Here is a 23,131-nt window from a genome sequence, read left to right as displayed (position 1 = left end):
TCCTCGTACTGGATGTACTTGGGCTTTCGGCCGGTGCGGCGAGAGTGCGTGCCGGGAGTCGCGACGGGGCGAACGTTGCCTGTCGCGGCACTAGTTCTGGGCTCCGGTGGGCACCGCCTCCTCGGTGATGCCGACCGGCTGCGGCTCGGGCTGGGCCGACGGCGCGGGAAGCGCCCTGCGCAGCAGTACGGCGACCAGTGCGGCCATCGCGAGGAGTACGCCGATGGAGACGAAGGAAGCGATCTCCGTACCGTGGGCGAAGGCGTCGTGGGCTGCCGCGCTCAACTCACCACCGACCCGGCCGGGGAGTTCGCCCGCCACGGCGGCCGCCTCGGAGACGCTGCTGCGCGCCGCCTCGTGCGCCGCTCCGGTGACACCGGAGGGCAGGTTGTCGTCGAGGGTGGCGCCGTAGACCGCGGTCGCCAGGCTGCCGACGAGGGCGATGCCGACCGCGCCACCCAGTTCGTTGGTGGTGGAGGCCAGTGCGGACGCGGCTCCGGCCCGCTCGACGGGGGCCGCCTGGACAATGGTGCCGATCCCGAGCGCCATCACCGGGGCGAGACCGATGAACATGATCGCGGACGAGACGACCACCAGCGCCGTGCCGGAGTTCCCGTCGATCTGCGTCAGCACGCCGAAGCCGACGGAGCCGACCAGCAGACCGGCGATCAGCACGGGCGGGGTGCCGATCTTCTGGGAGATGCCGGTACCGACCACCGCCGCGACGATGCCGGGGATGATGACCGGAAGCTGCCACAGACCCGCTTCGGCCGGCGACATACCGAGCACTACCTGCATATGGGTGGTGGCCAGCAGGTACTGGATGCCGCCATTGGTCTCACTATGCGAGACACCCCATTGAGCTACATACCGACTCGCACGCATGTTACGTCCCGCTCGAGACTAACTCGACCTCAGCTCTGCTTCAGCATTCCTGGGGGGAGGCACGCAAGCCGTCGTCGTGGTCAGACGGCGGGCGAGGGCTGCCGTTCCACGCGGGCCACGTGCCACCGTAGGACGAGGGACAGCACCCAGGCGAGCAGGAACAGACCGGTGGCCACCACCACGGTGCACCAACGCAGGTCCGCGTCGGCCACGCGATCGCTGCCCACCCCGGGGTGGAGAGTCGACAGCAGGACGTGGAAGAAGAAGAACAGGCCTGTCAGGTAGAGGGCGTACCAGGCGGGCTTGCTCCAATCCTTCAAGTGGCGTCCGTCCATGCCCGACAACGGGAGCAGGCCGAAGACCACCACTTCGATGCCGGCGACGGCGGCCAACCCGACGGCGTAGGCGGCGACGTAGGGCAGGCTGCCGGGAGCCGCGTGCTCCGTCCGGGCGGCGGCGATCAAAGGTGCGCCCAGCACCCAGACGAGGACCGCGGCCGCCAGCACGCAGATCCCGCCGATCAGGACCGCCTGGCCCCTCCGCGTGCCACCGGGTGGCGTTCCACCACCGGAAGGCCGCACCCCGGCCGCGATGTACACGGCGACCAGGCCGTAGACGTAGGGGACCGGGAACTCGAGGAACCGGGACATCGCCGTCATCGCGACGGCCAGCAGCAGTCCCGCGGGGATGACCTTCAACTGCGAGGTGATCGCGCCCTGCGGCGGGTGAAGCAGCGAGTCCTTGGTCTTCTCGTAGGCCACCAGGATGATGAGCATCCCCGCGGCGGCCCCGACGATCTTGATCGCGGTCGAACCGCTCCACCCTGTTCCGGCGTCGGCCCAGACGGCCAGAGAGCCGCCCAGCAGGGCGAATCCGCACATCGTGACCCACCCGGGCATGCTGATCCGCCGAGATCGCCCGGTCCGCCGCGCCCGCCTCGCCCGCTCCTCCCGACGGCGGCGCCACCAGCGGGTCAGCGCGTTGTCCGCCAACTGGGAGGGAAAGGCCCGCTCCAGGAGGAGGACGAGCACGAGGAACCACGCGGCCATCGCGGCCGACCCGGCCACGTCCTTCAGCTTCCAAGAGACGTCGGCCGGGGTGTGCAGCGACCCGACGAGCCCCGACACCGGCTTGTCGTGGTCCTCTGCAGGGTCGTCGGGGTCTTGGTGCCCGACGTGGCCGGGCTTGCCGGAAGCGCCGCTCGGGTGCGAAGCACCACCGGTCGGGTGGCCCCGTGACGTGGAGGCACTGGGTGACGGTCCGGGCGAGTCGGTACCGCCCGTGGGCGGGGGTGTGATCGCTCCTCGGCCCCCCTCGTGATGACCGGTGGATCCCTGGGGGAGCGCGAAGAACGTCAGCTCCTCGGACGTGGGCAGGGTGATCTCACCCGCCTTCTCCCGAGACAGCCCTGGGCAGGTCAGTTCCACACTCAGGCGGCCCTTCAGGTCGTCCGGTAGGTGCGCGTGGAGATCGATGAACTCCCATTGTCCCGCCCGGGCGTTGCCCTCGAACGAGTCCCTGTCCAGCCAGGTGTCCAGCCGGTGACCTCCAATGACGATGTCACCCCGCGTGCAGGCGACCGGGTGGTCGGTGATGTGGATGGTGACGTCGTGGGGCACTCCGGACGGAGTGACGACGACCTCCGGGGGTTCCACGGTGAAGGTGCCCGAGTCCCGCGTCTCCGCCGGACGCCCGCACGCCGCGGTCACTTCGTGCCGCCCCTTCTCGGCGGTGGACGGGACGGTGATCGAGCTGTTCAGCGACCCGTTCTCGTCCGGCGTCCCTTCCTCGACCAACTCCCCGTCCCAGAGAAGGTCGACTCCGGATCCCTCGTCGCAGACGAAATCCGTGCCGCCGATCGTCAAAGGGGTCGACGGGGCCCCGGAGTCGGATGACAGCGTGATCTCCGGTCGGGGTCGGGGCCGGGACGGCTCGGCGACCTCGAATTCGGCTTGGGCGGTGGGCCCTTCGACGTCCGCGCACCGTGCCGTCATCTCGTACACCCCCGGAGTGGCGTCCTCCGGCACCACGACCGGTTGGTCGAAGGTTCCGGTGTCGTCGACCAACAGCTCGACAGGCGCCTGCCCCTCCACGGAGAACGTCAGGGGGCCCGCCGCCGTACCGTCCCCTTCCGCGGAGCAGGCGAAATGTGTGCCGCTCACCGTGAAGGTCTGGCCCTGCTTCACCTTGACGAAGGGAGGTGACAACGAGGGATCGGGGGGCGGCGGCGAGGGAGTGTCTTCCGTCGCAGTGTCCGTCGGTTGCGGAACGGGCCGCGTCCCGAGGGGAGTTGCCTGTGCCCACATCTGTCCCGGCCCATGAAGCGCCGGGGCATCGGCGACCGCCCGCGCCCCACCGCTCGGACCGACCGCCGTCGGCATCACCGCCATTCCGACGAGCACCGACACAGTGGCGACCGCGCCCCACACTCCGCGGTACCTCACCCGACCGGCAGGCCTCATGGCCGTCCCCCTCCCCCGCCCGCACGGCCCCACCCGGCCGTGTCCCCCTGGGCTCAGCAAGTCCGACGAACCAGCACGCTCCTTCGTTTCCGCACATGGGGGCGTACGAGGGCGTGATGCGGTGCAGGGGAATTTCACGCGCCACCGGCGTACGCCCCGCGTCACCCCGCGGGGGCTCGGCGCCCCCGACAGCACGAGAGTTCTCCGAGCGCGCCAGCGTCACCGAGGCAGGCCGTGTCGGCGGCTCGGCGCGATGGGTCCGCATGGTTCAGACAGTGCGCGAGATCGCCCGGACCGGCCGAGGTTCAGAACACGGGGTCGGTCACTGCCTCCACGCAGGGGCGGTCCGCGCGCCGCCCGTCACTCGCCGCCTCCACGCAGGAGCGGTCCGCGCGCAGCCATCACTCGCCGCGTCGATGCGAATGCGCGGCTGCGTCAGCTCGCCCTCTGGGCGACGGCCGGGGCGTCGTGGGTGCGCTCGTGTTCCACTCGGGCCGTTTCCAGGAGGCTCCGCCAGGAGGTGACGGTCGGCCGACGGCGCAGCAGGGCGCGGCGCTCGCGCTCGGTCATGCCACCCCACACACCGTGCTCGATGCGCTGGTCCAGCGCATAGGCGAGGCATTCGGTGAGTACGGGGCAGCCACTGCACAGTATTTTGGCCCGGTTCTGTGCGGCGCCCTCGACGAACAGGTCGTCAGGGTCGGCCGTTCGGCACAGTCCCCGGTCGCTCCAGTCGGTGCTCGTCATCTCGTGATGCCGTCCTCTCCCCTGGCCCCCGCCTGCGAGTTACCCCTCCGCCCTGGGCAACAGGCATATGACACTACGCCTTTTGAGGACCGTCACTCTATCTGCCGTACGTCACCACACCTTCGAGTGAGCGCCGCTTGCCTCCTGCGCCCAGCAGCGCTATGGAGGTCCGGAACGGCTTGCGGTGCGACCCAAAGGCCGACTTGGCGGGTTTGTCGGTCGCACCGGCCCGGGTCGCGGTTCCTGTCCGTGTCCTTACGGTCGCTCTGGGCGGAGTTGTGGTCGTGGAGGTTGGATTGATCACGTCCGAGCGCCCACGGCGCGACATCCTCGGCGCCGGCGGCTGTCGTTTCACCCTTCCTCGTACGGCGCTTTCACGTCCACCGGCGGCAGCGGCGGATAGCGTCCGAGGAATTGCACGGTGAAGGCGGCAGGAAAGCAGGAGTTGAGTCATGTCCCGGAACAAGCAGACCGTCGAGACCTATCTGGACGGCTTCCGCAAGAACGATCACGCACAGATCCTGAGTTGTCTGACCGATGACATCGAGTGGACCGTCTTCGGCGGCTTCCGTCTGACCGGCAAGGAGGCGTACGACGCCGCCATCGAGGGCCCCGGCTTCGTACCGCCGCCGCAGTTGGAAGTCGTGCGCATGGTCGAGGAGGAGGACGTGGTCATGGCCGAACTGGGCGGAACGGTGAAGCGCGACACCGGAGAGGTGATGCGCATGTCGATGGCCGAGGTGTTCCGGATGCGCGACGGGAAGATCTGCGAGCGCCGCGCGTGGGTGATCGAACTCAAGGAGAACGACTACCGCTGAGCTCGCCGTCGGCGCCGGTGCCGGCCGGTGAAGCGTTCCGGACCTGTGCGAAGTCCGCCGCTCACCTCAGGTGTCGGCCCGGTCCGCGAGCACCGTCTCGCGGAAGGCGGCAACCACGGGCCGCAGATCAATCCGGTGCCAGGCCGCCCAGAGCTGAACGGACCCCTCGTACCAGGGCAGTTCACGGACCGCGACGCCGTCGGACGTGCCGCGCACCATGCTTCTCTGAATGAGCGCGAGGCCCAGGCCGGAGGCGACCAGACCCAGCGCGGTGAGCGGGTCGGCCGCGTCGAGACGGATGTCCGGCGTGAAGCCGGAGGCGACGCACGAGGCGACGAACGTGTCGCGCCACGCCGGGTCCCGGGCGTCGGCCACCGCGATCCACGGCTGCCCGTCGAGATCGTCGGGCGTCACCTCACGGCACTGGGCGAGGGCATGCTTCTCGGGCAGTGCGAGCAGCAGCGGATCCCGCAGCAACGGTGCCGCGTTCAGATCCGGGTCGCCCTCGGGCGGCGGCGTGCGCACCAGCGCGATGTCCAGGCTGCGCTGGCGCAGTCCCTCGAACTGCTCGGACGACTCCTGGTCGTACAGCGCGACGTGAATGCCCGGGCGCTGATCGCGCAGGGTGCGCAGCGCCGAGGGGAGCACGCCGGTATGCATGGCATCGGCCACGTATCCGATGCACAGGCCGCCCTCCTCGCCGCGGCCGAGCCGCCGGCCGAGGTTCTCCAGCCGGTCGGCATGGCGCAGCAGCGCCCGCGCCTCGGTCAGGAAGACCCTGCCGTCGGAGGTCAGCCGGATGCGTTGCTGGCTGCGTTCGAAGAGCGTGAGGCCCAGGTTCTTCTCGAGCTGGGCGATCTGCCGGCTGAGGGGTGACTGGGAGATGTGCAGCCGCTCGGCGGCGCGGCCGACGTGTTCGGCCTCGGCGACGGCGACGAAATAGCGGAGTTGTCGCAGGTCAAGCATGTAGGACCTCGGAGGACTCAACTGTGTCCAAGCAAGTCTTGGACAGTCTCATGTAGGGATCCTAGCCTCGAACACGCAAGGCCGACGGATCACATGTTCGGTGAGATATCCGTCCGAACCACCATTGTGAGGACCCCTCCATGAGCATCAAGCCCCTCCTGCCCGGCGCGCTCGGCTTCGGCACCGCACCGCTCGGCAACATGTTCCGTGCCATCCCCGACGAGGAGGCCGCGGCCACCGTCGAGGCAGCCTGGGACCAGGGCATCCGCTACTTCGACACCGCGCCCTTCTACGGCGCCGGGCTCTCCGAGATCCGGCTCGGCGACGTACTGGCACAGCACCCGCGCGAGGAGTTCGTCCTCAGCACGAAGGTCGGTCGCGTCATCCTCGACGAGATGGAGGACCCGGCCGCCCGCGACCTCGGTGAGAAGGGCGGCCTCTTCGAACACGGCCGCCCGAACAAGATGGTCAACGACTACACCGCCGATGCCACCCTTCGCTCCATCGAGGACAGCCTCAAGCGTCTTCGGACGGACCGCCTCGACATCGTGTGGGTGCACGATGTCGCGCAGGACTTCTACGGGGACGAGTGGCTGGCCGCCTACGAGAGCGCCCGCACCGGTGCCTTCCGCGTCCTGCAGAAGCTGCGCGAGGAAGGGGTCATCAAGGCCTGGGGCCTCGGCGTCAACCGCGTCGAACCCCTGGAACTCACCCTGGACCTGGACGAGCCGAAGCCCGACGCCTTCCTCCTCGCGGGGCGCTACACGCTTCTCGACCACGACCGGGCCCTGCAGCGCCTGCTGCCGGCCGCCGCGGCCCAGGACGTCGACATCGTGGTCGGCGGCCCGTACAGCTCGGGCATCCTCGCCGGAGGAAGCCACTTCGAGTACCAGAAGGCGCCCGCGCACATCGTCGCCAAGGTGGAGCGGATCAAGGCGCTCGCCGAGCGGCACGGAGTCGGCATCAAGTCGGCCGCGCTGCAGTTCTCCCTCGCCCACCCGGCGACGGCCGCCGCGATCCCCGGCGCCACCAGGCCCAGCCGCATCGCCGAGGACGTCACAGCTCTCGGCGAGACGATCCCGGACGCGTTCTGGAGCGACCTCCGCGAGGAGCGACTCATAGCGCAGGACGCTCCCGTCCCCACCGCCTGACCCCTCCACCCCTCCCACCTCGCACACCCGCACACCCGCACACCCGCACACCCGCACACCCGCACACCCGCACACCCGCACACCCGCAGGAGAATCCCGTGGCCACGACCACCGCGTCCATCGACATCGCCGCGTCACCCGACCGCGTCTGGCGGCTCATCGGCGGCTTCGACTCGCTGCCCGACTGGCTCCCGTACATCCCCACCAGCGAACTGAGCGAGGGCGGACGCCTGCGCCGCCTGGAGAACGAGGAGGGCGAGGTCATCGTCGAGCGGCTCGAAGCCTTCGACAACGACGCCCGCACGTACAGCTACTCGATCCTGCGGGCGCCGTTCCCCGTCACCGGGTACCGCTCCACTCTCACGGTGCACGAGACTCCCCGCGAGGACACGGCCCGGGTGGAATGGTCCGGCGCCTTCACACCCGACGGCATCAGCGACCACGACGCCGTCGCCCTGTTCCACGGCATCTACACGCAGGGCCTGACCGCGCTGAGCGAAACCCTCACCGCGTCCGCCGGGTCCGCGGGCCGCCCCGGCGAGGGTGATCAGCGCAGTGTCACAGCCGCCTTGTAGGTGCGCGGCACCGGCGCCGTCTCGATCCGCGTGACGCCGTCCCACGCCACCCGCCGCGTCCAGTACTGGCGCAGGGCCTCCGCGTCGCGGCACAGCGCGTGGACGACCAGGTTCGTCAACGGCCGCCGCAGCCGCGGTGTCCGGCGTGGCCGCGGGGAGCACCGAGCTGTGCCCCGCAAGACGGGCCGCCGCTCCGCGGCGGCCCGCCCATCCATCCATCCATCCGGATGGAAACCCCCGCGCCCGCGGTTCACGGGTGCGGCGATCAGCCCCGGGTCAGGATTCCGCGCGCCTCGGCAGCCGCCAGTTCGGACGGACGAAGTGGCAGGTGTAGCCGTCGGGGTAGCGCTGCAGGTAGTCCTGGTGCTCCGGCTCCGCCTCCCAGAACGGACCGGCCGGTGCGACCTCGGTCACGACCTTCCCCGGCCACAGCCCGGAAGCGTCGACATCGGCGATGGTCTCCTCGGCGACACGCTTCTGCTCGTCGTCGACGTAGAAGATGGCGGACCGGTAGCTGAGACCGATGTCGTTGCCCTGCCGGTTCTTCGTCGACGGGTCATGGATCTGGAAGAAGTACTCCAGGATCGTCCGGTAGTCCGTCTTCGTGGGATCGAACGTGATCTCGATCGCCTCGGCGTGCGTGCCGTGGTTGCGATACGTCGCGTCGGCCACATCGCCACCGCTGTATCCGACCCGCGTGTCCAGCACGCCCGGGAAGGTCCTGATCAGATCCTGCACGCCCCAGAAGCAGCCGCCCGCCAGCAGCGCCTTCTCCTCGTTCCGGCTCATCGCACGCACCCTTCTACCTCGTCCTCGCCAGACTCGTACCGGCGCCACCGCCGCACGCGCTCCGAGCGGTCCGTCTGCCCCGCCCTCGCGGCGACGTGGCACCGATCTGCACAAGGCCGAAGACACCCGTCGAAATTCCCGGTCCGGGCCCTGGGGCCCGAGAAGGGGCAGGGGTCGGTCGGCGGGCCGGTCCCACGGTCCCGCACCGCACCGATAACGATCGTGCAAGTTTCAAACAGCAGCGGCCTGAGAATTTGCTATCGCTACCGGGAAAGGGGCTCAATGTCCGTGCTGTGTCAGCAGAAAATGGATAGGGAGCGGATGAACGGCACGATCGACGGCTTCAGCTACGGACTGGTCACCCCGGTGGCCGCCTACGTGATGGCGTGCGTGGGCTCGGCGCTGGGCCTGCGCTGTGTGGTGCGCACGGTGCACCACGAGCCCGGCTGGAGGCTGGGCTGGCTCGCCCTGGGAGCCACCTCTCTCGGCTGTGGCATCTGGACCATGCACTTCATCGCCATGACCGGCTTCTCCGTGGAGCAGACGTCCATAAACTACGACGTCCCTCTGACCGTGCTCAGCCTGGTCGTGGCGATCGTCGTGGTCTCCGCGGGCGTGTTCATCGTCGGGCACCGCGGTGCCACGCGGAACTCCCTGACCGTGGCCGGCGGCATCACCGGGGTGGGCGTCGCGATGATGCACTATCTCGGCATGTTCGCGATGCGGCTCAACGGAGACCTCCAGTACAACGCGTTCACCGTGGCGATGTCTCTGGTCATCGCCCTCGTCGCGGCGACAGCCGCACTGTGGGCCGCCGTCTCCGTACAGGGCTTCCTTCGCTCCCTCGGCGCAAGCCTCGTCATGGGCCTCGCTGTCACGGGCATGCACTACACCGGCATGGCCGCCGTGAGCGTCCATCTCCACGCCGGTGCGCAGCAGGCGGCCAGCGGCCAGTCCGGCGCCTCGCTCCTGCTGCCCATGCTCCTGGGCCCGACCATCTTCCTCATCCTGGCCGCGGCCGTCGTCATGTTCGACCCGGTCCTGATCCTCGGGGAGAGCAAGGGGAACCGGTCCCCCGAGCGACGCTCCGCGACAGCGGTGAGCGGGAGTCGGATTCCCGTGTCGGTGCCGGGCATCGAGAGGTCTTCGTCCTTCACGTCCTCCGCCTGGCACACCGACAACCGGCCTCCGGCTCCGGCTCCCGCTCCGTGGCTCGCAGCTGATGAGCGGCACGTGTCCCATCACGGCGACAGGAGCACCGGCGAGGCCTACACCTCCCGGCAGAGCACCGAGTAGGTCACCGCGCTCCGCTCCTCATGGTGGCGGAGCGCCACAGTCCTCTGCCCTCGGGACGATCTTGAGACTAGGGTGCCGGGCATGACCTCCATAGCCGTGCGCGGTACCACGCTCCACTACGACGACAGCGGTTCCCCGGCCGGGCTGCCGGTCATGCTGATCCACGGGCATCCCTTCAACCGGACGCTGTGGGACCCACAGGTCGAGGCGCTCGTCGCGGCCGGACACCGTGTCATCACCCCGGACCTGCGCGGCTACGGCGACAGCGGGGTGGACGCCGGTCCCGTCCATCTCGAGCACTTCGCCGACGACCTCGTCGGACTCCTGGATCACCTGGACATCGAGCGGGCGGTGGTCGGCGGCGTCTCGATGGGCGGCCAGATCGCCATGGAAATGCAGCGCCGCCACGCCCGTCGCGTACACGCCCTCGTCCTCTCGGACACCTCCGCACCGGCCGAGACGGACGAGGGCAAGGTGTTCCGCAACCGGCTGGCCGACCGCCTCCTGGCGGAGGGCATGGACGGCTACGCGGACGAGGTCATCGACAAGATGCTCGCCGCCTACAACGTGACCGCGATGCCGGACGTCGCCGCGCGCGTCCTGCGCATGATGCGCGCCACCGACCCCCGCGGCGCCGCGGCGGCCCTGCGTGGCCGGGCCGAACGACCCGACTACCGGGACACCCTTGCCGCCGTGCAGTCCCCCGTGCTGATCGTCGTGGGCGCAGACGACGCCTATACGCCGGTCGCCGACGCCGAGGTCATCCATGGCCTCGTCCCGCACGCGATCCTGACCGTCGTCGAAGGCGCCGGCCATCTCCCCGGTGCCGAACAGCCCGGCCTTTTCAATGCCGCGCTGCTGGACTTCCTCACCACCCAAGTGGTCACCCGTACCTGAGCACACGCTCGGCCGGTGGTCGGCTCGTACGGCGACAGCGCCGCCGTCAGGCGGCCCGCTCCTCCCCCGTGCGGCCCGCTCCCCGCGCACGCCGCTCCCCCGTGCGGGCCGCGCCTCCCGCCACGGTGGTCGGGTCATCCTCCGTACGTGCGCAGGTAGTCGAAACGGGCTGTGGCGCCTGCGGTGTCGAGGGACACCAGACCGATCTTCAGGGCCTGTTCCCGGGGCAGCGACCAGACGCCGGTCCAGGTCCAGTGCGCCCCGTCGGTACTGGTGGCGGCCCGGACCTCGTGTTCCCCGCCCGCGTCGTCCGCGTGGTACGCCAGCCTCATCCACAGCGTGCCCGCGGCCGGGCCGCCGAACATCGGGCCGTAGGCGACCGCGGTCGGGGGTGTGGTGGTGGGCCGGGGGCCCTCCTTCGCGAACTCGGTGACGTGGGTGACCTTCCCGGCGGTGTGGCTGAGCGGCAGTACCGCGTGCACCGGCTTGAAGTACCGGTCGTCGTTCCCGTACAGGACCGGGCCGGCCTGCTGGTTGCCCGGCCCGTTCGTCAGCCCCGGTCTGGTCTCCACGACGAAGTCGCCCGCGGGCGCGTCCCGGGTGAGGACGGAGGCGGTGTTCGTGCCCATGTTCAGTTCGGCGCTCTGGGTCGGCCAGGACAGCGCGCCGTCCCCGGTCGGGACGCCGGCGGCCGGGCCTCGCACCCAGCTCCAGCCGGAGGACAGGGCGGCCGAGTCGAACTCGTCGCTGTAGGCGGGCAGCAGCGCACCGGGTCGTGGGTCGGCGATGCGCCGGTGACCGGCGTGTACGGCTTCACCGCGCCCACGTTGTCGGCCGCCGCTCCGGCGCCCCGGGCGGCCGCACCCACTTTCCCGGCCCGGGCGGCCGTGGCCGGCACGGTACGGGTCCGGGTGGCGACGGCGTCGTGCAGCCGGTCCGCGCTGACCTCGACGGTGAGGCGGGTGCCGCGCAGTTCGGCGGCGACGTTGCGCCAGGCGCTCCACTGGAAGCCGGAGGGCAGCGCCGTCACCTGTTCCCCCGCGCTGACGCCGTTCACCCGGACGTCGGTGACCAGGGCGTCGCGGCTCCGGTCGAGCCAGGCCACGACGTGGTCGCCGGTGTCCTGGTAGGCAAGGACCAGACCCGCCGCGCCGCCCTCGGCCGTCACCCGCAGGTCGGCCTCGGCGCGGGTCTGCGCGGGAGCCCGGGCGGACGTGACCAGGTAGGCCGGGTCGGTGGCGCCGGCGGAGTGGGTGACGAAGGTGCCGGGGTCCTGCTCCGTCGCCGTCGCCCAGCCGGCCGTGCCCCAGCCCTGGGCCTGCCAGCCGCCGAGGGATCCGTCGTTGCGTCGGGTGCCGACGTGCCACTTGCCGACCTGGCCCAGTTGGTAGTCCCGCTCGGCGAGCGCGCCGGGGTAGGTGAAGGCGTCCTCGCGCAGGTCCTCCAGATAACCCACGTTGCGCTCGTAGTTGGCGAGGAGCCGGTGCCGGAACGGCGCCTGGCCGGTGAGCAGGCTGGCCCGGGCCGGAGTGCAGATGGCGGTGGGGGTGTAGAAGCGGTCGAAGCGAGTGCCGGTGGCGGCGAGCCGGTCCAGGTTCGGGGTGGCGACGTGCGGGTTTCCGTAGCACCCCAGCGTGTCCACCCGGTGCTGGTCGGTCATCAGGAACAGGATGTTCACGAGGCGGCCTTCGTGTAGCCGTCACCCGCGTAGAAGGAGTCCGCGGGCGGCGCCTTCTTCAGCTGCCCGGTGCTGACGAAGAAGTCCGTCATGACGTCCAGCCACTTGTCCACGGTGCCGTCCTTGGTCCAGGCGACCAGTTCGGCGGTGGTGAGCGTCTTGACGTGGCTCGCGTCCGCCTCGACCTTGTCCTCCGCGACCTTCAGGAGCTTCGCGGTGAGCTTGACGGACTCGGCAGGATGCGCCGCCCGCCAGTCGTTGGCCTCCTGGAGGACCTTGACCACCTTCGCCTCGGTGGCCGCGTTCACCTTCGCACCGGTGACGAAGGCGGTCGGGAACGAACCCCCGATGTTCTCCGCGCTCGCCACCTCGACCAGGTCGGGCACCTTCTGCTTGATGGTGTCGATGAGCGGGTAGTTGACGTCGGCGCCGTCCGATCTGCCCGGAGGAGAAGGCGGAGACGATGGTCGGCGCGTCCATGGCGACCTTCTTGATGTCGTCCATGGTCATCCCCGCCTCGCGCAGCGCGAGGTTGAGGATCATCTCGCCCGAAGTGCCCTCCGACACACCGACCTTCTTGCCCTTCAGGCCCGCCAAGGACGTGATCCCCGGCTTGGCGATCACACGGTCCGCGTAGGTCAGCGTGTCGATCGCGACGATCCTCGCCCTGCCCGAGGCGGGCAGCCAGATGGCGCCGGGTCCGATGTGGCCGTAGTCCAGGTCTCCGCCGCCCAGGGTCTGGATCTGGATGGGGCCGTTGACGAACGTCTTGTACGAGGCGGACAGGCCGTGCTTCTTCCACAGTCCCCGCTCGTCGGCGATGGCGAGCAGGGACGCTCCGTTGTAGTCGGCTTTGTAGCCGAACCGGATCGTCGTCGCGCCGCCGTCGCCGCCGTCGTCGTCACCCGAGGAGCAGGCGGACACGGAGAGCGCGAGGGTGGTGGCCGGTGGCGTCGACGAAGTGGGCGAAGCGGACGTTGGTCACCGCGTGGGCGTCGATCCGGAACGGCGAAAAGGTGACCTCGCGTACGGGACCCTCGCCGTCCTCGGGGAAACCGTCCGTGTCCCGTGTCCCCATCAGGAAGGTGCCGCCGTCGAGCAGCAGGCTCGCGTCCCGTCCGTGCACAGGCGCGGAATCCGGTGCGTGGCGAGTCGCCGCGCTTCCCTGTTCACGCGGGGGCGTCGCGGCATCCTGTTCGCGTGCCGCGGGCTCTTCCCGGTTCCGGTCGGTCGGGGCTCGGCGGCCGTCGTACGTCGCCCCGCGGCCCTGTGGGTCACGGACGGCCGGCCCCGAGGAGGTTCCGGCATCACCCCGGCCGGCCGCGGGCGCGCAACAGCTACTGGACTCGGCCTCGTTCTCCCGGCCCCCTCAAGAGGTGATCTTCACTCCGAGGCTACGGCACCGGTGATCCGCCGAGCGGTCCGGTCACAGCAGGAATGACGAAGGCGTCTGCAGCGGGATTTCGAACCACATGGTCTTGCCGGTGGGCATCCGCGTGCTGCCCCAGGATTCGGCGAGCAGATCGAGCAGTTCGGTACCGCGTCCGCCCTCCGCGTCGGCGTCGACCTCCCGGCGTACCGGGCCGGCGGGGTCCGTGTCCTCGACCTCGCACCGCAGGCGGGAGCCACGCGCGCACAGGTTGAGCCGCAGAGGGCCGCGTGTGTGGCGCAAAGCGTTGGTGACCAGTTCGCTGACCAGAAGTTCCGCGGTGTCGGCCAGAGCCTCCAGATCCCAGTCGGCCAGTTGCGCGGTCACCAGACGGCGGGCCCGGCGCGCGGAGGTCAGTTCCCGCGTCAGGGGCCAGGAGGTGTCCCAGGCGGTGACACGGGCGCGCGGCGCGTCGAACGGCCGGATGGGTTCCAGGGCGCGCGACCAGAGAGCCTGGTGCCGGGCGAGCCACGAGGTGGGGGCGGCCGGGCCGGACCGGTCCTTCTCCTCCGCCCGGTTCTCGGCATCCTCGCGCCCCGACCCCTCGGGCCGGCGGTAGAACCGTGCGAGACGCCCACGGCGAGGTATCGCCGGGAAGTCGATGGCCCCGGGGGCCATGGGAATCAGTCCCTTCTGCACTGCTGGCGACCACGGCTGCCGGGGCGGTACGGAACCCGTCGATGACTGGTTCAGGCATGTGCCAGGTCACGCGTTTACATGGCGCTCGTCACGATAGCAAATATACATGTAGCACTCGCTACGGTAAATATGCTTTCCGATGGTACCCATCCGGGCATATGGAGTGTGTTCGGTGTTACGGAGCCGCACGCAGCCACAGGGGGAGCCCCATGCCACGGCCGCCCGACCAGGCCAAACGACGCGATCTGATCGACCGGGTCCGCCTGTACATGATTCGCCACGGCCTGGCGGATCTCTCCCTGCGACCTCTCGCCCAGGAGCTGGGTACCAGCGACCGCATGCTCCTCTACTACTTCGGGACCAAGGAACGCATGGTCGCCGAGGCGCTCGCCCTCGACGAGAGGCGACCCCTCCTACGGGCCCGGGGCGCGCTCGGCCCCCCCGGCTCTCCCCAGGACCCGGCGGGCTTGCGCCGCTTCATGGAGGAGAGCTGGGAGCAGTTCAGGGCTCCCGGCCTGCGCGCCGCGCTCCCCCTCTACCTCGAGATCGTGACGGCCAGCCTTCTGCATCCCGACCGGTACGGGCCCATCATGCTCGACATGCTGACCGAGTGGACCGGCCTCCTCACCTCCGTCTTCCGCGACCTCGGCATGACCGAGGCCCGGGCCCGGACAGAGTCCACGCTCCTGGTCGACGCGACCTTCGGCCTGCTGGTCGCTTCGCTGGCCGAGGACGACCGGGACCGGACGGACGCGGCGTTCCACGCCCTCCTCGACCGCCTCGAGCCCGGCTGGCACGTCACACCTGAGGCTTGTCGGCCCGAGCCTTGACCCGCGGATGCGCCGTTCTAGGCGGATCACCGGGCGTCAGAGCTTGGCCCCGAAGTCCTGGGTCCACCACGGGCCGCCCGACCCCTTGTGCACCCCCACCCCGATGTTCTTGAACGAGCAGTTCAGGATGTTCGCGCGGTGGCCGGGGCTGTTCATCCAGGAGTCCATCACCGCCTGCGGGGTCTGCTGGCCCATGGCGATGTTCTCGCCGTAGGTGGACCAGCGGTAGCCCGCGGTGGTGATGCGCTCACCGGGGTCGGCGCCGTCGGGGTTGCTGTGCTCGAAGAAGTCGCGGGCGGCCATGTCCTCGGAGTGGGCCAGGGCGGCGTCCTCCAACTGCGCGTCCTCGGTGACCGGACCGCAGCCGGCGGCCGCCCGCTCCTTGTTCACCAGCGCGACGACCTGGGCCACGGTGCCTGTGGGGGCCGACTGCGCCTGGGGTGCGGCGGACACCCGCCGAGTCGGGGCAACCGAGGAAGGGGTGGCCGACGCGCTCGACTTGGCAGGGCGGGGCGATTTCGAGGTCTTCGCCTTCGGCCGCTTCGACGCGGACTCCGATGAAGAGGGGGACGCCGAGGCCGACTCGGACGCGGGAGGGCCGGCGGCGCCGGGTGCCGCGAGGTCCATGACGGAGTCGCCCGCGGTGCGCGAGGGGGTCGCCTCGTCGGTTCGTGTCCCGGGCCCGATACCGAGATACCAGAGGCCACCGCCCGCCACACAGGCCGCCAGGACGGCACCGCCCACGGCCCGGCGCCGGACGCGCCGGCGTCGGCGCGCCTCGCTGCGGGAGGTCGCTCCGCCCCGGGGCGCACGGTGCCCGACCGTGACCGAGCCCGCTTCTGCGTGGCCCGCGACGGCCTTGAGCTGCGATGTCGACCCCGCGGCGGCCATCCCGTCGGAGGTGGTCCGCAGGGCCGCGAGCAGCCCGGGCGATACGGCGATCAGCGCCAGGCCGGCCAGCAGTCCCTCTGCCGGCACCAGTCCGCTCCACAGGCCGGAGCAGCGTGCGCAGTCGCGGGCGTGCCGGGCTATTCGCTTGCGCCACAGGGCCGAGGGGCGGCGGTCCCAGGAAGCGAGGACGCCCCGCAGTTCCTCGCAGGGCGGCCGGCCGTCGAGGGCGCGTACCACCACACGGGCCGTCTCCAGCTGCGCCTTCATCCGCTGCACCCGGACCGCCGTGTGCTGCGGCGAGAGCTCCAGTGCCTCGGCGACCTCGGTCCGGGTCAGTTCACCGGCGCATTCCAGCCACCACAGGGAGAGGACTCCCCGATCGTCGGGCTCGAGCCAGCGGGTCGCCAGCGCGGTCTCCCGGCGCTGGCCGGAGAGCTGGAGCCGCACCATCGTCAGGTCCACGAAGTCGGCGCCGGGGTCCGCGAGCTCCTCGGCCTCCTCCACGGCGCCCGGGGCGAGCTGCCGGTCCTGCCAGTGCGCCCGGACCTGGTTCATCGCGATCGCGACCAGCCAGGGGCGGAAGCTCTCCGGCGACCGCAGCCCCTCCAGACCGTCCAGGGCGCGGAGCATGGTGTTCTGTACGACGTCGTCGACATCGACAGAGCCGTTCAGGGCTCGTCCCACAATGTTGTAGACCAGCGGCAGGAAGGTGCTGACCAGAGCGTCCTGGGCCTCTCCGTCACCCGCTCGGGCGGCAGTCACCAGTGCCGCCGTCGCCACCCCGTGCTGTCTCCTCATGAAAACTTCCCTGTCCTCGACTCCGAACGATGCTGCCGTCACCTGGGAGACCGCCCGCAGAACCTCGGATAACAGTTCTTCGGAGACTCGTTGCGGGAGACACTTGCCGCCTCGGTCCGTCGGCCGCAATGGGAAAGGTCACATCCGGGCCACCCCGTCCGAATGAGTCGGAGCGCTATGGCGGCCTTGCCCGGATTCGACCATGTACCCGCATCGCCCGCCGCACGTCTGTCCGCCGGACGGCGGGCACGCGCAGCGCCGGATGGCGGACCGGCGGGCACCCAAGAGCCCGCTGGTAAAATGGGGGCACGCTTCGTGTCGCCGGGGCCCGTGCCAAGAGGTACGGGCCCCGGGGCGTTCCGGGCGTCAGACTGAGGAAGGTTCCCCATGAACGCGAAGCCGCCGGCCCCTGGACTCTCCCCCGCCGGCGAGCGCCGGCCGACGACAGCGCCGGAGGGCGACGTCTCGACACCACAGACCCTGGCCTCGGGCCTGCCTCCGGCCGCGTCGTTCGACGCACTCGGCCTGCCGCCGGAACTGGTGAAGAAGATGACCGGCCTCGGGGTGACGGAGCCCTTCCCGATCCAGGCCGCGACGCTGCCCAACGCGCTGGCCGGGCATGACGTCCTCGGCCGCGCGCGGACCGGTTCCGGCAAGACACTGGCCTTCGGACTCGCCCTGCTCGCACGGACCGCGGGCCGGCGCGCGGAGGCGAAGCGGCCGCTGGCGCTGGTCCTGGTGCCGACCCGGGAGCTCGCACAGCAGGTGAGCGACGCGCTGGAACCGTACGCGCAGACCTTGAACGTACGACTGGCGACGGTGGTGGGGGGCCTGTCGATCAACCGGCAGCAGGCCCTGCTGCGGACCGGCGTCGAGGTGCTCATCGCCACGCCTGGGCGGCTGACCGACCTGGTGTCACGCCGGGACTGCGTCCTGAACCACGTGCGGATCACGGTGCTGGACGAGGCGGACCAGATGTGCGACCTGGGCTTCCTGCCGCAGGTCTCGGACCTCCTCGACCAGGTCCCTGCCGACGGACAGCGGCTGCTGTTCTCGGCCACGCTCGACCACAACGTCGACCAGCTCGTACAGACCTACCTTCACGACCCGGTTCTCGCCTCGGTCGACCGGGTGGCGGGCTCGGTCACCACGATGGAACACCATGTGCTGAACATCCACGGCGCCGACAAGTACGCGACGGCGACCGAGATCGCCGCGCGGGACGGCCGGGTACTGATGTTCCTGGACACCAAGGCAGGCGTGGACCAGTTCACCCGCCACCTGCGGGCCAGCGGCATCCGGGCCTCCGCCCTGCACAGCGGGAAGTCGCAGCCGCAGCGCACGCACACGCTCGCCCAGTTCAAGAATGGTGAGATCAACGTGCTGGTGGCCACCAACGTCGCCGCGCGAGGCATCCACATCGAGGCGCTCGATCTCGTCGTCAACGTCGACCCTCCGGCCGACGCCAAGGACTACCTCCACCGGGGCGGGCGCACGGCGCGCGCCGGCGAGTCCGGAAGCGTGGTCACTCTGGTCACCCCCAACCAGCGGCGCGATGTGAACCGGCTGATGTCCGAGGCCGGGATCCGGCCGGTCGTCACCCAGGTGCGCTCGGGCGAGACGGCGCTGTCGGACATCACCGGTGCCAGGCGCCCGCCGACCGAGACGAAGACCAACACCGGCAACGCGCCCTTCCGCGGGCTCGGCACCCGGCCGGGGCGCGCCGCCAAGGAGTCCCGTAAGACCGCGGACGCCCGAAAGGCCGCGGAGGCCCGTGCGGCGGCCCGGGTACGCAGGGGTCGCTGACGCGGGACGGAGCCGCCCTCCGGGGCGAGGTCCCGCGCGGCCACGAAGGCGAGGAAGAGGCGTACGCAGGGCCCGCTCCACGAACGGAGGGGCCCTGCGCGGCGTCGGCCTGCGCGGCGTCGGCCTGCGCCGTGTCGACGCCGGGAAGCCCTCGACGGCGGGAAGCCGTCGACGCCGGGAAGCCGTCGACGCCGGGAGGCCTCGACCTCACCAACCTCGCCCGAGGCCTCTCCGGGTACGCCCTTAGCTCACCGCCTGCTTCACCAGCGCGGCGATCCGCGCCTCCGCCTCGTCCGTCAGCTCGGTCAGGGCGAAGGCGCTGGCCCACATCGTGCCCTCGTCCAGCTTCGCCTGGTCACTGAACCCGAGCGTCGCGTAGCGCGCCTTGAACTTCTCCGCGCTCTGGAAGAAACAGACGACCTTGCCGTCCAGCGCGTAGGCGGGCATGCCGTACCAGAGCTTCGGCGCGAGGACCGGCGCGTTGGCCTTGACGACGGCGTGGACGCGCTCGGCCATGACCCGGTCGGAGTCCTGCATCTCGGCGATCTTCGCGACCACGTCCCGCTCGGCCTCGGCCGCCTTGTCCGCGCGCGAGCTGCGGCGGGCCTCCTTCTTCAGCTCTTGGGCGTGGTCCTTCATCGCGGCCCGCTCCTCGGCCGTGAATCCCTCGTGCTTGGCGCTTTCGCTGCTGCTCATGGCAGATGTCCCCTTGAGGATCTGATGTGCGTGATGTCGGGCTTGTATGTGGCGTCACACCACTATCCCACCATCGGCACGCACCGTGCCGATAATGCCTGAATATCCCGCGCGATCCCGGCATTGTCAACGGCACGGATCGTGCCGTTAGAGTGGCCTCATGACCGAGCCACCCGCCATGCCGCGCCGCCGAGGCGCCGCGCGCACCGACGAGCTGCTCCAGGCGACCCTCGATCTGGCCGCCGAGGTCGGCTACGCGGGCCTGAGCATCGAGGCGGTCGGCCGACGGGCCGGGGTCGGAAAGCACACGATCTACCGGCGCTGGCCCTCCAAGGCGGCACTGCTGCTCGACGCGCTCAGCCGTGTCTGGACCAGCGACCTGGACTACCGCGACACCAGGGACGTCCGAGGGGACCTGCGGGAGCAGTTCCTCCGTTCGGGCCTCGCCCTCTCCAGCCCGCCGATCGGCCCCGTCTACCGCGCGGTCATCGCCGAAGCACAGGCCGATCCCACCCTGCGGGCGACCCTGCACGAACGTTTCCTGGCCACCGTCGAGCAGAGCACCCTCGACCGGATCACCCGCGCCCAGCACACCGGGGAACTGACCGCGGGGGCGAACCTGGAATTCGCCGCCGAGGTGCTGTGCGGCGCCCTGTACTACCGCAGCCTCCTGTCGGCCCGCCCCATCGACGAGGCCGCGGTCGACGGCCTGCTGGACATGTTCATGGCCGCCTACGGAACCACGGGCCAGGGCGGCCCGGTTTCGCGACGCTCCGAGGAGGGAGCCGAACCCCCTGGTGCCTAGCCACAGTTGGGGCAGGCTGTAGGGCCGGAGGCGGCACATACTCGGATCCATGACCGGAAAATCGCAGCTCGGAGACTTTCTCAAGGCCCGGCGCTCCCAACTGCGGCCGGCGGACGCCGGGGTGGCCACCTACGGGGAGCGGCGCCGTGTGCCAGGGCTGAGGCGCGAGGAACTGGCGCTGCTGGCCGGGGTGAGCGCCTCCTACTACACCCGGCTCGAACAGGGGCAGTCGCCGAGCGCCTCACCCGAGGTGCTGGACGCCATCGCCGGGGCCCTGCGCCTGGACGAGTCCGAACGCGGCTACCTCCACGACCTGGCCCGGGCCGGCCGGCCCCGCGTCCGGCGTCGACGGCCCGCTCCGGAGCAAGTTACGCTCGCGACAGGGCAGTTGCTGGAAGCGCTGGCGGACACTCCCGCGATCACGCTCGGGCTGCGCGGTGACGTACTGGCGTGGAACCGCCTCGGCCACGCGCTGTTCGCGGGGCACCTGGATCCCGGCGCCCCCGGCCTCCCGGCCCAACGGCCCAACATGGCCGCGCTCGTCTTCCTCGACCGGCATACCCGCGACCTGTACGCGGACTGGCCGAGCAAGGCCAGAGCGGTCGTCGGCAATCTCCGCCTGGTGGCGGCCCAGCACCCGCAGGACACCGCCCTGCACGCCCTCCTCGGTGAACTCAGCGCGCAGAGCGCGGAGTTCGCCTCGATGTGGGCCGACCATCGCATCAAGGCCTGCACCGTCGCATCCTATGAGATGCGGCATCCGCTGGTCGGCCCGCTCACCGTCCTGCAGCAGACCCTGAGCCACGGGGCCGGTCCCAGCGTCGTGGTCGCCACCACGGAGGCGGGCTCGCCCTCCCGGGCGGCGCTGGCGCTCCTCGCCCGGGCCATCACCCGGGACGACGTCCCGGCCGCCCCGGCGCGGCCGGGCACCCCGGCCGGCAGCGGCTGACCGACACCGGCCGACCGGTACCCGCCGACGCCGCTCCCGCTCACTCACCGACGCACGCCCGAAATCGGAGAAGGAACCATGTTGAAGAAGCTCTCCACGTCCGCCGTGCCCGCGGCCGCCCTTGTCGTGGCCGCTGTCGCGACCGCGGCGCTCACCCCCGGCTCGGCGGCAGCCGTCCCGGCCCCGCTGGACAACGCACGCATCGCCGCGCACTTCGACCTGGCCAAGGGCCAGACACCGGAGAACATCGCCCTGACACCCCGTGGCACCGCGTACGTCACCTTCGCCAAGGCCCGCCAGATCGCCGAGGTCTCCCCCGGGGGCACCACCAGGATTCTGGCCACGCTGCCCGAACCCGCCGACGGCGGCGTCCACACCCCGGTGCTGGGCTTCCCGCTGACCTCCGGCATCGTCCGTGCCCACGACGGCACGCTGTACTTCCTGTATGCCACCGGCACCTCCGACCTGACCGGCGTGTGGCGCCTGCGCCCCGGCGGCGAACCGCGGCGGATCGCCGCGCTGCCCGCGGACGGCCTGCCCAACGGCCTGGCTCTGGACCCGCGCACCCGCACTCTGTACGTCGCCGACTCCGCACGCGGCACCGTCTGGAGCCTGCCCATCACGGGCGGCACCCCCACCGCCTGGTCCACCGCGCCGGAACTGGCCGCCACCGGATTCCTCGGCGCCAACGGCCTGAAGGTCCACAAGGGAGCGGTCTGGGTCACCAACCTCGACAGGGGCACCGTCCTGCGCATCCCGATCCGGCAGGACGGGCGTGCCGGTTCGGTCCGCACCAGGGCCACCGGTCTGACGGGAATCGACGACTTCGCCTTCACCGGTCACGGCGACCAGTTCCTCGCCGCCCTCGACGGCCCGAGCGAAGTCGCGCTCGTCGAGCCCGACGGCAGCCGTTCCACCGTGCTGAACCCCGCCGACGGCCTGCAGAACCCCACATCCATCGCGCTGCGGGGCCACACCGTCTACGTACTGAGCGCCGGCTGGATCACCGCCAAGGACCCCAACCTGATCCTCGCCCACCTCGACGACTAGTGCCGCGGCCGCACTCGGGCCGGCCGGTGCGCGAGAGGCACCGGGTCAGGGGACGACGGCGGCCGCGTCCCACACGATGAGTGTGCCCTCGCGGTCCATGGTCAACAGGTGGGTCCGGTCCGGCGACATGTGGCATTCATTGATGTTCTCGGTGTGGAGTGTCCTCACCGGCGGACTTGGTCATGATGAAGGTGCCGTCCGGGGCTACGGCGCAGTGATAGCCCACCTCGGGCGGGGCCGGGATCACCTGCCGTACGGCCTGGGCCGCCACGTCGTAGATCCTGATGTGCTTGTCCCGTCCGACCGCCACCAACCATGTGCTGTCAGGTGACATCGCGAAGTCCTGTGTCCAGACCGGTAGGTGCAGGATCGCATGATGCGCCGGAGGCTGCCGGTCGACGACCATCTGCTCGGTGAGGCCCAGGGCTTGCAACAGCTCCTGGGCCAGCTCTTTCGGGTCATGGGGCGCGGCGGGATCCAGTCGGCTCATGACCTCCTCGATCACCGAAGCGGCGGCCCTGGACTCCGGGGTGTCGACCAGGGCCAGGTCGGCCAGCAGTTCCCGCGCCTCCAGCCGCTGGATCCGGGCCATCTGCCAACTCGGATACACGACCAGCGCCGCGGCCTTCTCGGGCGCGCAGTGCCACATGTGCCATATCAGGTTCCGCCACCAGTACCCGGCCAGAACGGGCAGATCCAACCAGGTGCCGCCGGGCTGCGCCAGGACGCGGGCATTGTCGAGGAGTCGTTCGTGCCACTCGACCTCCTCCTCCGCCGTCCAACGTGACCTCAGGCGGTCGTGCAGTCCTTCGGGGACGGTGAGCCGCCCGCACATGGAACCTCAGTCAACCGCTCGAACGTCTGCGCGTAGGCGTTCCCCTGCGGTCCTCGCGTCAATCACACCGGCCGAAGGGGACGTAAGCCGACGTCAACAGCCCACCCATCGCGGCCCATAGTCGCAAATTTGCAATGTC

22 protein-coding genes and 2 pseudogenes are annotated in these 23,131 nt (G+C 70.6%); 10 read left to right on the top strand and 14 right to left on the bottom strand.

What is annotated here, in order from left to right; translation table 11 throughout:
- Nucleotides 1-90 precede the first annotated feature (90 nt).
- The 3 genes from ACFWBT_RS16470 to ACFWBT_RS16460 form a co-directional block, all read right to left on the bottom strand.
- The gene (locus tag ACFWBT_RS16470; protein ID WP_385700510.1) at nucleotides 91-885 is read right to left on the bottom strand and encodes an MFS transporter; all 795 of its coding nucleotides are present in this window, start codon (nucleotides 883-885) and stop codon (nucleotides 91-93) included.
- A gap of 80 nt (nucleotides 886-965) precedes the next feature.
- The gene (locus tag ACFWBT_RS16465; protein ID WP_385700507.1) at nucleotides 966-3,092 is read right to left on the bottom strand and encodes an FGLLP motif-containing membrane protein; all 2,127 of its coding nucleotides are present in this window, start codon (nucleotides 3,090-3,092) and stop codon (nucleotides 966-968) included.
- A gap of 690 nt (nucleotides 3,093-3,782) precedes the next feature.
- Nucleotides 3,783-4,094 carry a WhiB family transcriptional regulator gene (locus ACFWBT_RS16460; protein ID WP_266764794.1) on the bottom strand — a complete coding sequence of 104 codons (312 nt, stop codon included), beginning with the start codon at nucleotides 4,092-4,094 and terminating at the stop codon, nucleotides 3,783-3,785.
- A 452-nt stretch (nucleotides 4,095-4,546) separates the two neighbouring features.
- Here ACFWBT_RS16460 and ACFWBT_RS16455 point away from each other — a divergent pair, with 452 nt between their 5' ends.
- Complete coding sequence (locus ACFWBT_RS16455) at nucleotides 4,547-4,912, top strand: nuclear transport factor 2 family protein (protein WP_385700504.1); 366 nt, start codon at nucleotides 4,547-4,549, stop codon at nucleotides 4,910-4,912.
- Between the two features lie 66 nt (nucleotides 4,913-4,978).
- Here ACFWBT_RS16455 and ACFWBT_RS16450 read toward each other — a convergent pair whose 3' ends face one another.
- On the bottom strand, nucleotides 4,979-5,878 hold the full coding sequence (locus tag ACFWBT_RS16450; protein WP_385700502.1) for a LysR substrate-binding domain-containing protein: 900 nt from the start codon (nucleotides 5,876-5,878) through the stop codon (nucleotides 4,979-4,981).
- Between the two features lie 140 nt (nucleotides 5,879-6,018).
- Between ACFWBT_RS16450 and ACFWBT_RS16445 the strand changes: the two genes are divergently transcribed.
- The gene (locus ACFWBT_RS16445; RefSeq protein ID WP_385700501.1) at nucleotides 6,019-7,029 is read left to right on the top strand and encodes an aldo/keto reductase; all 1,011 of its coding nucleotides are present in this window, start codon (nucleotides 6,019-6,021) and stop codon (nucleotides 7,027-7,029) included.
- Between the two features lie 98 nt (nucleotides 7,030-7,127).
- Nucleotides 7,128-7,604 (top strand): SRPBCC family protein, encoded by a 477-nt coding sequence (locus ACFWBT_RS16440; RefSeq protein ID WP_385700498.1) that lies wholly within the window; start codon nucleotides 7,128-7,130, stop codon nucleotides 7,602-7,604.
- On the opposite strand, the gene ACFWBT_RS16435 is transcribed toward ACFWBT_RS16440, so the two are convergent.
- Nucleotides 7,577-7,723 carry a hypothetical protein gene (locus tag ACFWBT_RS16435; protein ID WP_385700496.1) on the bottom strand — a complete coding sequence of 49 codons (147 nt, stop codon included), beginning with the start codon at nucleotides 7,721-7,723 and terminating at the stop codon, nucleotides 7,577-7,579. The genes ACFWBT_RS16440 and ACFWBT_RS16435 overlap by 28 nt on opposite strands.
- Before the next feature lie 157 nt (nucleotides 7,724-7,880).
- Complete coding sequence (gene msrA, locus ACFWBT_RS16430; RefSeq protein WP_261705186.1) at nucleotides 7,881-8,393, bottom strand: peptide-methionine (S)-S-oxide reductase MsrA; 513 nt, start codon at nucleotides 8,391-8,393, stop codon at nucleotides 7,881-7,883.
- A gap of 321 nt (nucleotides 8,394-8,714) precedes the next feature.
- On the opposite strand from msrA, the gene ACFWBT_RS16425 reads away from it, so the two are divergent.
- On the top strand, nucleotides 8,715-9,689 hold the full coding sequence (locus ACFWBT_RS16425; protein ID WP_385700493.1) for an MHYT domain-containing protein: 975 nt from the start codon (nucleotides 8,715-8,717) through the stop codon (nucleotides 9,687-9,689).
- 81 nt (nucleotides 9,690-9,770) lie between these two features.
- Nucleotides 9,771-10,586 carry an alpha/beta fold hydrolase gene (locus tag ACFWBT_RS16420; protein ID WP_385700490.1) on the top strand — a complete coding sequence of 272 codons (816 nt, stop codon included), beginning with the start codon at nucleotides 9,771-9,773 and terminating at the stop codon, nucleotides 10,584-10,586.
- 134 nt (nucleotides 10,587-10,720) lie between these two features.
- Here ACFWBT_RS16420 and ACFWBT_RS16415 read toward each other — a convergent pair whose 3' ends face one another.
- The 5 genes and pseudogenes from ACFWBT_RS16415 to ACFWBT_RS16395 form a co-directional block, all read right to left on the bottom strand.
- Nucleotides 10,721-11,290, bottom strand: a complete 570-nt coding sequence (locus ACFWBT_RS16415) for a hypothetical protein (protein WP_385700487.1) — start codon at nucleotides 11,288-11,290, stop codon at nucleotides 10,721-10,723.
- Between the two features lie 602 nt (nucleotides 11,291-11,892).
- Nucleotides 11,893-12,264 (bottom strand): annotated as a pseudogene (locus ACFWBT_RS16410) (sulfatase-like hydrolase/transferase); the annotation flags it as partial.
- Nucleotides 12,261-13,188 (bottom strand): annotated as a pseudogene (locus ACFWBT_RS16405) (aliphatic sulfonate ABC transporter substrate-binding protein). The pseudogenes ACFWBT_RS16405 and ACFWBT_RS16410, both read right to left, overlap by 4 nt.
- A complete protein-coding gene (locus ACFWBT_RS16400; protein WP_385700484.1) occupies nucleotides 13,166-13,390 on the bottom strand; it encodes an SUMF1/EgtB/PvdO family nonheme iron enzyme in 225 nt (74 codons plus the stop codon). The pseudogene ACFWBT_RS16405 and the gene ACFWBT_RS16400 overlap by 23 nt, the downstream one beginning before the upstream one ends.
- Nucleotides 13,391-13,690: 300 nt before the next feature.
- Nucleotides 13,691-14,311: an ATP-binding protein gene (locus ACFWBT_RS16395; protein ID WP_385700482.1), complete on the bottom strand. Its 621-nt coding sequence runs from the start codon at nucleotides 14,309-14,311 to the stop codon at nucleotides 13,691-13,693.
- A 230-nt stretch (nucleotides 14,312-14,541) separates the two neighbouring features.
- On the opposite strand from ACFWBT_RS16395, the gene ACFWBT_RS16390 reads away from it, so the two are divergent.
- Nucleotides 14,542-15,162 (top strand): TetR family transcriptional regulator, encoded by a 621-nt coding sequence (locus ACFWBT_RS16390; protein WP_385700479.1) that lies wholly within the window; start codon nucleotides 14,542-14,544, stop codon nucleotides 15,160-15,162.
- Between the two features lie 36 nt (nucleotides 15,163-15,198).
- Here ACFWBT_RS16390 and ACFWBT_RS16385 read toward each other — a convergent pair whose 3' ends face one another.
- Nucleotides 15,199-16,851: a sigma-70 family RNA polymerase sigma factor gene (locus ACFWBT_RS16385; protein WP_385700476.1), complete on the bottom strand. Its 1,653-nt coding sequence runs from the start codon at nucleotides 16,849-16,851 to the stop codon at nucleotides 15,199-15,201.
- Between the two features lie 387 nt (nucleotides 16,852-17,238).
- Between ACFWBT_RS16385 and ACFWBT_RS16380 the strand changes: the two genes are divergently transcribed.
- Nucleotides 17,239-18,657 (top strand): DEAD/DEAH box helicase, encoded by a 1,419-nt coding sequence (locus ACFWBT_RS16380; protein ID WP_385700474.1) that lies wholly within the window; start codon nucleotides 17,239-17,241, stop codon nucleotides 18,655-18,657.
- 243 nt (nucleotides 18,658-18,900) lie between these two features.
- Here ACFWBT_RS16380 and ACFWBT_RS16375 read toward each other — a convergent pair whose 3' ends face one another.
- A complete protein-coding gene (locus ACFWBT_RS16375) occupies nucleotides 18,901-19,353 on the bottom strand; it encodes an iron chaperone (protein ID WP_266764782.1) in 453 nt (150 codons plus the stop codon).
- A 160-nt stretch (nucleotides 19,354-19,513) separates the two neighbouring features.
- Between ACFWBT_RS16375 and ACFWBT_RS16370 the strand changes: the two genes are divergently transcribed.
- The 3 genes from ACFWBT_RS16370 to ACFWBT_RS16360 all read left to right on the top strand — a co-directional run bounded on the left by ACFWBT_RS16370 (nucleotide 19,514) and on the right by ACFWBT_RS16360 (nucleotide 22,157).
- On the top strand, nucleotides 19,514-20,158 hold the full coding sequence (locus tag ACFWBT_RS16370) for a TetR/AcrR family transcriptional regulator (RefSeq protein ID WP_385700471.1): 645 nt from the start codon (nucleotides 19,514-19,516) through the stop codon (nucleotides 20,156-20,158).
- 49 nt (nucleotides 20,159-20,207) lie between these two features.
- Nucleotides 20,208-21,107 (top strand): helix-turn-helix domain-containing protein, encoded by a 900-nt coding sequence (locus ACFWBT_RS16365; protein ID WP_385700468.1) that lies wholly within the window; start codon nucleotides 20,208-20,210, stop codon nucleotides 21,105-21,107.
- A 78-nt stretch (nucleotides 21,108-21,185) separates the two neighbouring features.
- Nucleotides 21,186-22,157, top strand: a complete 972-nt coding sequence (locus tag ACFWBT_RS16360) for a hypothetical protein (protein ID WP_385700465.1) — start codon at nucleotides 21,186-21,188, stop codon at nucleotides 22,155-22,157.
- A 136-nt stretch (nucleotides 22,158-22,293) separates the two neighbouring features.
- On the opposite strand, the gene ACFWBT_RS16355 is transcribed toward ACFWBT_RS16360, so the two are convergent.
- Nucleotides 22,294-22,992, bottom strand: a complete 699-nt coding sequence (locus tag ACFWBT_RS16355) for a hypothetical protein (protein ID WP_385700462.1) — start codon at nucleotides 22,990-22,992, stop codon at nucleotides 22,294-22,296.
- Nucleotides 22,993-23,131 lie beyond the last annotated feature (139 nt).

The organism is Streptomyces sp. NPDC060027, from assembly GCF_042737005.1.
In the GTDB taxonomy this organism is placed as follows: Bacteria; Actinomycetota; Actinomycetes; order Streptomycetales; family Streptomycetaceae; genus Streptomyces.
This window is presented reverse-complemented; position numbering and strand designations above follow the sequence as displayed.